Raw genomic sequence first — 9334 nt, forward strand, 5'->3', positions numbered from 1 at the left:
CCTGCGCGCCGCCCGCATCCACGCCCTGCCCGCCCTGTACGCCGCGGCCCGCCAGGGTCTGCCGACGCTGGCCGATGTCGGCTACACCGGCGCCGGCAAGGGCATCCACACCCCCTTCCGCCCGCACCCCGACATCGCCTCCCCACTCGCGCCGGACACCCGCACCCACAACCGGCTCCTGCGCGGCATCCGAGCCCTGGGCGAGCGGGCTGCCGCCGAACTCAAACAGCGCTGGCGTGCCCTGCAGCACGTCACGCTCAGCCCCAGCCGCATCGGAGCCATCGCCCAGGCCGCCCTTGTCCTCAACAACGCATGGAACGAAAGGCGTTGAGAAAACCTCAGTCTACCGCAATGGATCGTTGTCCCGCCGTTCCGTCCAGTAGTCGAGCGGAACGGGAAGGTCGTTGTACGTGAGGACTTCGCATCGGTCAGTCCTGCCTATCACGCCATACTCAAGTCCCTCCGATGCATCCGGAGGGAGTTCGGTGACGCGGTTTCCGTCACGCTGCACCTTCCCCTCTTGGGCATGGATGATCCCAACGACAGGTCGACCGCGGAATCAGCCGGGCGTGCCATTTCCAAGTTCTTGACCGAGCACGGCATGTCATAGCGGAAACGATCCCGTTTTTACCGCGTGGCGCAATGCAGGCTCGACTGCCTGTTCGGCAAGGACGTCAAACCGGACTCGTGCAACTCGCCGAGAATTGGAAGTGAAGGTGCGAACACATGTATGGAGAGTTCTTCACCCCCGACGACGAAGAGGTGTGCGACACCATCGGTGAATGGCCGGATTCGGATGAAAACGGGACACGGATTCTTACCTTTCAAGACACTTCCGGACAGTCGCTGATGCTTTCCTATCATGCATTGGAGAGGTCGGTGAGAGTTCGCTGGATGAATGATCAGGGAGTTGAGCTGGTGGATGTTTTCCGGGAGGGCGCTACACGCCTGGCCTTCACTCCCGGTAAATCGACCAAGAGCATTTCTATTGAGTTTCACATGGGCGAGTGTGCGGGAGTCATGGACATTCAGGTAGCCCCGCAGCTGGCGATCCAGGATCGCCTCCTGTTTCAGTAGAACAAGCGCGCGTCATCTTTCTCTTTCTCTCGGCTCTCGCCGATCCGAAGCAGGCCGCGGTTCTCCGCAGGAGGCGGGCAACACTGCGCGCGCAGACCCTTGCCCCTCACAACCCCGTGAGCCTGCTGGAGCGGACCGGAAGAGAACCAAGAGAACCATGAGCAACCTTCACCTGACCTGGTTCAAGTCCCATTACAGCCAGTCACAGCAGCACGAGCGGCCTTCCACGAAAGCAACTGAAAGGACTGAAGGTGACGACGGAGCAGGGGAAACCCAAGTGGCGGGACGTCCTGGAGCGTTGTGGTCTCCAAGTGCTGGAGAACGGCGTACAGGCCGCTCCTCCACTGCAGTCCGCCATCTACGCCTTCAGCGGGCTTGAGGTCGAGCCGGTGGCCACTGTCCCCATCTCGTCCCCGGGCGCCATGGGTGAATTGGACGAGAAGTGGCACTTCCACGCCTCGAGGGTCTCGCTCTATGACGACAACGGCGAGTTCCTCATCCTTCCGCCCGTGTCGGGAAGCAGCGAGACCGGCTGGGTGAGGGTCAGGGACACCGTCGGCAGGAACCTGCCCTCACGCATCGCTGAGGTGACGGGCTCTCCCGAGTTCCTCGCCGTTTCGGCCGACGGCCGCCGCCTGTGCGCAGCCTCGGATGAGGAGTACGACTACTGGGTGGTGCTGCACGAGTTCTCCTGAGCCCCCGAGCAAGATGCCCTGCGCCTCGTCCAGCATCACCACGGACAGCGGATCGACACCGCCCGCCTACCGGGGGCCGGCGTCGGTGAGCGCCGCGAGGACGTCCCGCGCCTCGGCCTGAGTCGCCGAGATGAAGTACCGCAGCCGCCGCTTGTCCCGCCCGATGGCGGCCTGCCAGATCCGCAGCGGGCTGGTCTCCAGCTTCTGCGGATCGGCCTCCGGAGACAACGCCGCCCAGTCCGAACGGCCGCAGACACGGCAGTAGACGGCGGGCAGCCAGGACTGGGCCGGCCGCGGCACGCTGTCCGAATCGGGCGCCTCGGGCCGCCGCGAGTCCACCAGCGGCTATTCGTCGCCGCTGGACGGGGCTGCGGAGGCGGACGCCGCGGCAAGCGCGGAGCGCCGCGCCACGGACCGTTCGTCCTCGTACCAGCGGAACTCCGGCCGGCTGCTCACCCCGCTGAGCGCCCGTCCCACCGGCCGCACCCACAGGTGCGCCTCGATGGGCAGCAGCGGGCGCGGCCGACGCTCGTCGGACTCCGAATCCCGGGCGGACGACAGCAGCGTCACGAACCGTGCCAGGGCCTCCAGCGTGAGCTGCGGGTTTTCCCGCGCGGTGCGCGCCCACGCGTACCCGAAGCGGGCCATGCGTCGCGCAGCCCCACTCGTCGAGCGGCTCGCCGTTCAGCAGCGCGAGCACACCGTGGGTGAAGTCGTGCTCCTTCAGCAGCCGCCCGACCTGGAAGACGTCCGGACCGCGCCGCCCCAGGAGCCGCTCGGCGAGCCCGTCCAGGTCGAGCCGGTCCGGGGCGGCCTCCACGCCCGGCCCGCCCGAAACCTCGATGACCTCCTTGGGACCGGGGCTCAGGCAGCTCGTAGTCGATGTCGCCGACGAACTCGTCGGCGCTCAGCCGCTCCTCACCGATCACCGCGTCCGGACCGAACGGCACGCCGAACACCTGCTCGGCGACGGTGAGGATGCCGCCGACGTCGCTCCCGTCCTCGCCAGGGTCGCCGAGGTCGCCACTGGACAGATCGAACCGAGCGGACGGTCCGGCTTCGAGGCGCCCACGGCCGCTGCCAGCCGCCGCAGCAGCATCGCCACGTCGGTTCCCTGCACGCCGTCGTAGATGTGGAACTCGTCCAGCACCACATACGCCAGGTCCGCCCCCTCCCACAGTGGGCGGTCCTCGCCCCGCTGCGGCAGGTCCAGCATCTTGTAGTTGGTGATCAGCAGGTCCGGCGACGACTGGCGCATCTCCTTGCGCCGCGTCATCACCCGCCGGAAGTCCGCGTTCGGGCTGTCATTGATGCAGAGACCGGCCGTCACCTGCGCCAGCTCGGGCTGCGCCAGGTAGTCGCCGATACGCCTCGCTTGGTCGGTGGCCAGCGCGTTCATCGGGTACAGCAGCATGGCCTTCACGCCGGACCGGCCCCGTGCCTTCTGCCGTCGGCAGTGGTCGAGCACGGGGAACAGGAACGACTCGGTCTTGCCCGACCCGGTGCCCGTCGTCACCAGCGTCGGCTCGGCCGCGCCCTTGTACGTGCTCAGCCGCTCCCACGCCTTCGTCTGGTGCCGCCACGGCGTGAACGACGGCCGCCACTCCAGCACCGACTGTCATCCGTCGTCGGCGAGGTGGAACGGCGTCCTGATCCGCAGGTACGGCCCCCGGAAGATCCCCGTCTCCGGGTCCTCCATTGGTACCCACCTGGTCGCATCATGCAGGACTACCTGGACCGGCAGGTCAGGCGGATGGACGCGATCGTCGACCGCATCGAGGCGGGGTGGCGGGGCCGGCGGCGACGGCGTACCGCAAGTTCCACCGGGCGGCGGCAGCGGACGCCGTGCGCATCCGTGAAGTGCTCCGGCACCTCGAGCAGGTTGTGCGCTTGAGCCGGGACGGCTTCACGGAACGGGAGCTGGATGTGGTGGCCCGGTTGCGGAGCATTCCGGTGGACATCGACAGCGAGGTCGACAAGCTGTCGACACCGAACCCGGAGACGACCGGGCCCATTCGTCCGCGCAGCAGTCTCGATTCCTTCTGACGACCCTTCTGACGACTTCTCCGAGGCTGCCTGCCGCAGCCACGACGACATCTGGGAAACGGGGAACCATGCCGACCGGGAGCACGGACGACGGCCGCATAACCGTCTCCTTCACCACTCTCAGCGAACTCGCCGCCGAACTGGAGGACATCCTCAAGAAGCTCAACGACAAGCTGGACAACCTCTACGACCGGGTCGTACCGGTCGTGCTGTCCTGGGAGGGGGAGGCCCGCGAGATCTTCGTCGAGAAGCTCGACGAGTGGGATCGTTCGGCTCAGGATCTCCAGGCGGCCCAGAAGTGGCTGCACGAGTGCGCGATCACGAGCCGGATCAACTACGCGACGGCACACCAGGCCGTGCTGCGTGGCTGGGGGGCCGGCTGATGGGGACGCCACCGCCGGGCCAGAACGGCACCATTGACGTCAAGCCGGCCGACCTCTACCGCGTCTCCGGCGGTGTGGCGAGTCAGCAGACGGTGATGGACAGGGGCGCCAGGACCCTGCTCGACGCTCTGCACAAGTATCCGGACGCCGGCGGTTACGGCACCTCGCCCCAGGCGTTCGCAGCGTCGTACGTCAAGGTGGGCAATCGTTTCCTCGAAGTATGGGCCAAGAGTGTCGTCAGCATTGGGGGTGCGGCGGTCGGCTTCACCTCGACGGCCAACACCTACGCGAAGACGGACGCGGCCAACGATCCCACAGGGAGGACGAAGCCGGTCATCCAGCCGTTGCCGAAGGTCATCGAGAAGCCGCCCGCCTACGGCTCCGTGCCGAATCTGAAGTGGGGCGACGACGACGGCGGCGACGACTTCATCCGCAGGCTCCTCGAGCAGGTGCCCGAGCCGGTCCGGGAGGTGCTGCGACCGGTGGTGAAGCACGTCTTCCGGATGGGCAAGGTCGCCGAGGTCTATCCGTTTCCACAGCAGCACTACCTGAACTCGCTGTCCAAGGCGTGGATGGCGACGACCGCCACGCTCTCCTCGGTGGAGAACGGGCTGACCGGGAACGTCAGCAGCATCACTCAGCAGACCCACAGCGAGTGGTACGACGCGATGCGCCAGTTCTGCAGTTCGCTGTGGGGCACGACGGCGTGGGGCACGACACGCGAGAACTATGAGTGGAAGCACGACAGCTCCTCCTCGCAGACCGCCACTCACCCCGTGCTGACCGTGCTGTTCGACACGGCCCGGAAGGTCAGCGATCTTCTCTACGACTTCGCCGAGGCGGCCGTCTATCTCAATCGCGAGGTGTGGGACGTCTACGTCGAGGCCGTGCGTGAAGCGGTCCCCCAGGTGGAGATCGACATCAAGGGCGGCATCGGCACGGACGACGTCAAGAGCCTGGTCAAAGGCGTGGTCAAAGGGGTCACCAAGACCGCGAGCCAGCTGGGCCAGGGCATCGTCCTGAACATGGACACCGCCAAGCTCAACGCGATCGTCACCGAGTACAACCGACGGGTCGACGCCCTCGTCCCGCAGCTCGACGCGCTCATGGGTCCGTTGGACGAGGCGTACTTGAGCGCTCCGACGTTCGAGGCCCAGGAGGCGCGGGCGGAGGGCTTCGGCATGAGAGCCCTGGAGGAGTTCAAGGACTCGCAGGTCTGGCTGAGGATCGACTCGAACGGCAAGTACGATCTCAACCTCGCCGCCAACGAGTACCTAGAGGACGGTCACACCCTGGACAAGCACGTCGGCAAGACGGACGAGCAGCTGGCACAGCGCCTGCGCGACCAACAGAGCAAACCGAACCCGACCCCGCACTGGCCGTACGGCAGGCCGTACCCCGTTGCCTCGTCCGCTTTCCCGAACTACCAGCGGGCAGAGGAACTGACCGAGTACAACCTCAACCAGAACAAGGCCGCCATCGAAGCGTGGATCAAAGGCCCGCCGCCACCGGGGAACGGCAAGGTCGAGAAGTTCCGCTCGGTCGCGCCGAACGGCGAAATAAGCGGCCGTAGCGTATTCAGGCAGCCGGTGGACCCGAACGACCCGCTGTCCGGGTACAAACAGGGCGGCATGAAAGCCAAGGCGTACGACGTCACCGGCATCGAAACGCGGATCCGGTACGACAGCAGCCGCAACCCGCCGTTCACGGTCCTGACGTCGATGCCCTGCAAGCTCTAGCCCCGTCGAGAAAGGCCCATGTCTACATGTCCGTCGACCAGACGTCCTGGGACGCCGCGGTACGCCACCTGTACGGGGACGCGTTCGCGTACATCGCCACCGGTCCGCGCCGCCACGAAGACTGGACGTTCGACGTCCTCGCGCTGATGGCCCGGGCCGTGCCGGACCCCAGAGGATGGGCCCGCATCGACAATGGGGAGGCTCCCGAGTGGGTGGAGAGCCCCATGTGGCCCTTCGCCGAAGTCTCCCCGGAATATGTCGCGCCCCGCCTCAAGAAGATCGACCGGGACAGTGCCGAAAACCTGCTCCTGGCCATCACTGGGGGAGACTGCACCCTGGCCAATCTTCAGGACTTCACCGAGTCCCCGGACGAACTGCGGGCGATGGCGCGCACGATTCTCGCGCGATACGGGGATGAGGCCACGTATCACACCAACGTCAGCAAGAGAGGCAGCGCGCCCGGCACACTCGATTTCACACTGGAGACCCTGGGGTACAGTCCGATGAGTGTCTTCACGGAGGACTGCGGCCTCGTCGTCGTCTCGGACACAGAGGTCGGCATGTTCTGGAACTTCAACGACCTGTAAAGCGGCCGTCGGCCCGATACGAACGCAGCTCCTGACGAGTTCATTCGAGAGGATGCCCCCCGTGCTGACCCGTTCCGCTTCCTATCCCGACCGGGAGACCGCCCACTGGGCCACCCAGCAGGTGGTGACCGCCAACGAGCAGGTCATCCATCGCTGGCTCGCCCAGGGCACCCGGGCCCGCCTCACCATCGAGGCCGCCTGGCCATCCCGTGAGGAGCCCGTGGGCCGGGTCCAGCTGGAGGGTGACCTGCTGGCGGGGCGGGGGCCCGTCGACGTCCGCGCGGCGCGCGTGGTGCTGCGCCGTGAGCCGTCGAGTCCGCACGGTTTCGTCGTCCACACGACCATCCCGTTCTACCTGTAGGGGGCGCTCGCACATGTCCATGGAGCCCCTCGAACACGACCGCCGGTACGGCGAGCTGGACCAGGTGATGCGCGCCTACCTGGGGCAGCCGGCCGATGACACCCCGGAGCGGCGCAGCCGCGCGCTGGACGCGTACCTCCGTCACACCTGGCACACCCGCCCCTGGGCCATCGCGGAGGCGGAGCGCCAGCTGCGCGAGTACAGCCGCAACCCGCCGGGCCGTCTCCGGCAGCGGCTGGGCGAGTTCTATGCGATCCCGGACATCGGGAAGCCCCAGTCCGAGATCGGCGACTGGCTGACGGTGCTGGCCGACCACCTCAAGAGGAGCATCGAGGAAGGTGACGTCCCGGAGCCGTCGTGCCCGCAGACCCACTGGGAGTGGCACGCGCGCTTCCCGGAAACCGCGCAGCTGCTCGGCGGCTGGTTCTCGCAGGACGTCGTCGACGAGTTCCCCGACCACGACGCCGCCATTGCCGACTACGCCGCCACCACCCACCCCCAACTGGTCGCACGCCTCGTGGGTGAACTCCACGAGCTGCTCGCCCTTCCCCTGGACGAGGGGGACTACGCCCTGGCAGCCGCCGAACTCGGCATGGAGGTCGGCCCGCCCGAGCCGTTCTCCTACGGCGCCTGGTTCCAGTCACTGGCGACGACGCTGTCCGACACCTGATCCGGCCTTTTCGGCTGCGACGGCTCACTCGACCCGCCGCTCGTCGTTCCGACGCCGGTGCCGGAGCAGTCGTCACAGCCACAGCGGCCCCATGCCCAGACACCAGGAGGAGTCATCAGTTCCAAAATTGGTACCCGGCATCGATGACGTGGCGGGACGTCGATCCGGCCACGCATCCCTTCGACCCCGACCAGGCACTCGACGTGGTACGTGAGGTGGTGTCCTCGCCGGACCCCGAGTCGGGGCGGCCACGAGGACTGCGGTCGGACAATTCGGTTGCCCGGGGCCTTGCCGAGTACTACGGCTCGTGGGCCTTCGGCTGGTACACCGCCATGGACGAGCACCCCGGCTCAGGGGCGATCATCACAGATCTGCCGGTGCGTGGTCTCGTCAACGGCGACCTGGAGCAGCAGGCGCGGCGGTACACCAGCGCCCTGCTCCAATGGCGCGCTTGGCTTGAGGAACTCGCCTCGGTCTTCGCGTAGTTCGCCCCCGAACCGGACAAGGACGACGAGGAGACACGGCGGCTGCGTGAACGCGCCGTCGCGCCGCTCGTGACACTCGTCGTGGAACGCACCGGGGCCGGCGAGACATGGAGCGCTGCCTGTACGGAGGCGCTCGCCTGGTACCTCGAGTCGACAGGGATGTCCCCCATGGAGGCGGAGGACCTGGCCGATGAGGTCGTGGACTCCGAGTTCAAAAGCTGGGTCGCCCCGGACGCGGAGGTGATCGGCCGTGCCGGGCAGGCCATCGGAGAGCATGGTGCGTGACGACCTCCGGAGCTGGCTCCGGGCGCGCTCGCAGATCGCGTGGCACAAGGCCTCGGAGGAACTGGTCGGTCCGATCCGGGGCACTCGCGACGCCTTCGACGCGGTCGCGGGCGCGTGCGACAGGCACGGCGACACGACGCGTGGGGACCGCATGCGGGCAGCCTGGCGGCTGGCTCGGAGGGACGCAGCGGCCGGCCGCTCGGCTTCGGTCTCCTCGCCGAATGGCAGAAGCTGGTCCTCGGCCGTCCGGACGTGGCGTTCCGCACCCTTCCGGCCTTTGCCAAAGGGGGACGTGAACGGTACGGCGTGTGTGAGGAGACGCCCGAGCAGTTCGAGGAGTGCCTGTCCCAGGCCACCGCGACCGTCACGGACGTCCCCCTTCCCGCCCGGGCCGCACGTGCCTATCTGGATGTGTGCTTCTTCCACCCGTTCGACGACGGCAACGGCCGGGCAGCCCTGCTCACGATGGGGTTCGTCCTGGCACGCGAAAAAGTGTTCCTGGACGAGGTCGGTCCCCTACGCGTGCCGAGGTATGCCGATGATCCGGTCGGTGCGCTGTCACTGGCCCGCTTGATCCACATCCTCGCCAGTGCGGCGGCACGGCGAGGTGAGGTACTCGCGTCCTCGAGGTGCCCTGGCTGTTCCGTCGCCGCCCGGCTCATGGGGCCGCGGGCGGAGTACGGGCCGCCGGTACTGAGTGACCAGTCCGGTCGCGAAGGCCCAGGAGACGACCGGTGACGCATGGCAGGCCGAGCACCGGCGGAGTTCATGGAACAACCGGTGCGTGAGCTGAACGTGTACGCACGTGCCCGGTGGCCTCCCAGGACCGGTGGTCAGGTCCAGCCCGGGTCGGTGGACGCGATGCGGGTGACCGGTCCGGACGCGCGGCGGGACGCGGGTGCCGGCGAAGCCCGTGGTCGAAGGCGTCCGCCCGTCGGCTGTCCTTCCCGGGCCCGCCGCCGGGCGCGGTCGTGCGGGGGGCGCGGCCCGGCGGCGGTCGTGGGTG

Annotated in this window: 15 protein-coding genes; 12 read left to right on the plus strand and 3 right to left on the minus strand. The window is 67.6% G+C overall.

Annotated elements, in window-relative coordinates; translation table 11 throughout:
* The 3 genes from ABD224_RS28260 to ABD224_RS28270 all read left to right on the plus strand — a co-directional run.
* The coding region (locus tag ABD224_RS28260; protein ID WP_344054989.1) for a transposase family protein at window positions 1–331 on the plus strand (331 nt) is incomplete at its 5' end.
* Between the two features lie 395 nt (window positions 332–726).
* Window positions 727–1077, plus strand: a complete 351-nt coding sequence (locus ABD224_RS28265; RefSeq protein WP_344054992.1) for a hypothetical protein — start codon at window positions 727–729, stop codon at window positions 1075–1077.
* 251 nt (window positions 1078–1328) lie between these two features.
* Entirely contained in the window at window positions 1329–1772 is a 444-nt protein-coding gene (locus ABD224_RS28270; RefSeq protein ID WP_344054995.1) for a hypothetical protein, read from the plus strand.
* A gap of 66 nt (window positions 1773–1838) precedes the next feature.
* Here the strand turns inward: ABD224_RS28270 and ABD224_RS28275 are convergent, their stop codons facing one another.
* From ABD224_RS28275 to ABD224_RS28285, 3 genes are all read right to left on the minus strand, one after another.
* Window positions 1839–2072: a hypothetical protein gene (locus tag ABD224_RS28275; RefSeq protein ID WP_344054998.1), complete on the minus strand. Its 234-nt coding sequence runs from the start codon at window positions 2070–2072 to the stop codon at window positions 1839–1841.
* Between the two features lie 45 nt (window positions 2073–2117).
* Window positions 2118–2420 (minus strand): hypothetical protein, encoded by a 303-nt coding sequence (locus ABD224_RS28280; protein WP_344055001.1) that lies wholly within the window; start codon window positions 2418–2420, stop codon window positions 2118–2120.
* Window positions 2421–2697: 277 nt separating this feature from the next.
* Window positions 2698–3384 carry a DEAD/DEAH box helicase gene (locus tag ABD224_RS28285; RefSeq protein WP_344055005.1) on the minus strand — a complete coding sequence of 229 codons (687 nt, stop codon included), beginning with the start codon at window positions 3382–3384 and terminating at the stop codon, window positions 2698–2700.
* A gap of 173 nt (window positions 3385–3557) precedes the next feature.
* Between ABD224_RS28285 and ABD224_RS28290 the strand changes: the two genes are divergently transcribed.
* The 9 genes from ABD224_RS28290 (at window position 3558) to ABD224_RS28330 (ending at window position 9066) form a co-directional block, all read left to right on the plus strand.
* Window positions 3558–3818 carry a hypothetical protein gene (locus ABD224_RS28290; protein WP_425581074.1) on the plus strand — a complete coding sequence of 87 codons (261 nt, stop codon included), beginning with the start codon at window positions 3558–3560 and terminating at the stop codon, window positions 3816–3818.
* Between the two features lie 68 nt (window positions 3819–3886).
* The gene (locus tag ABD224_RS28295; protein ID WP_344055008.1) at window positions 3887–4201 is read left to right on the plus strand and encodes a WXG100 family type VII secretion target; all 315 of its coding nucleotides are present in this window, start codon (window positions 3887–3889) and stop codon (window positions 4199–4201) included.
* Window positions 4201–5940: an RNase A-like domain-containing protein gene (locus tag ABD224_RS28300; protein ID WP_344055011.1), complete on the plus strand. Its 1740-nt coding sequence runs from the start codon at window positions 4201–4203 to the stop codon at window positions 5938–5940. The genes ABD224_RS28295 and ABD224_RS28300 overlap by 1 nt, the downstream gene beginning before the upstream one ends.
* 26 nt (window positions 5941–5966) lie before the next feature.
* Window positions 5967–6527 (plus strand): hypothetical protein, encoded by a 561-nt coding sequence (locus ABD224_RS28305; protein WP_344055014.1) that lies wholly within the window; start codon window positions 5967–5969, stop codon window positions 6525–6527.
* Between the two features lie 61 nt (window positions 6528–6588).
* Window positions 6589–6888 carry an RNase A-like domain-containing protein gene (locus tag ABD224_RS28310; protein WP_301478347.1) on the plus strand — a complete coding sequence of 100 codons (300 nt, stop codon included), beginning with the start codon at window positions 6589–6591 and terminating at the stop codon, window positions 6886–6888.
* Between the two features lie 13 nt (window positions 6889–6901).
* Window positions 6902–7558: a contact-dependent growth inhibition system immunity protein gene (locus tag ABD224_RS28315; RefSeq protein ID WP_344055018.1), complete on the plus strand. Its 657-nt coding sequence runs from the start codon at window positions 6902–6904 to the stop codon at window positions 7556–7558.
* 143 nt (window positions 7559–7701) lie between these two features.
* Window positions 7702–8043: a hypothetical protein gene (locus ABD224_RS28320; RefSeq protein ID WP_344055020.1), complete on the plus strand. Its 342-nt coding sequence runs from the start codon at window positions 7702–7704 to the stop codon at window positions 8041–8043.
* A gap of 81 nt (window positions 8044–8124) precedes the next feature.
* Window positions 8125–8328, plus strand: coding sequence for a hypothetical protein (locus tag ABD224_RS28325; protein WP_344055022.1), 204 nt, complete (start codon window positions 8125–8127; stop codon window positions 8326–8328).
* A 306-nt stretch (window positions 8329–8634) separates the two neighbouring features.
* A complete protein-coding gene (locus tag ABD224_RS28330; protein ID WP_344055024.1) occupies window positions 8635–9066 on the plus strand; it encodes a Fic family protein in 432 nt (143 codons plus the stop codon).
* Window positions 9067–9334 lie beyond the last annotated feature (268 nt).

The sequence above is a fragment of the Streptomyces thermoalcalitolerans genome (assembly GCF_039525155.1).
Taxonomy (GTDB): domain Bacteria; phylum Actinomycetota; class Actinomycetes; order Streptomycetales; family Streptomycetaceae; genus Streptomyces; species Streptomyces thermovulgaris.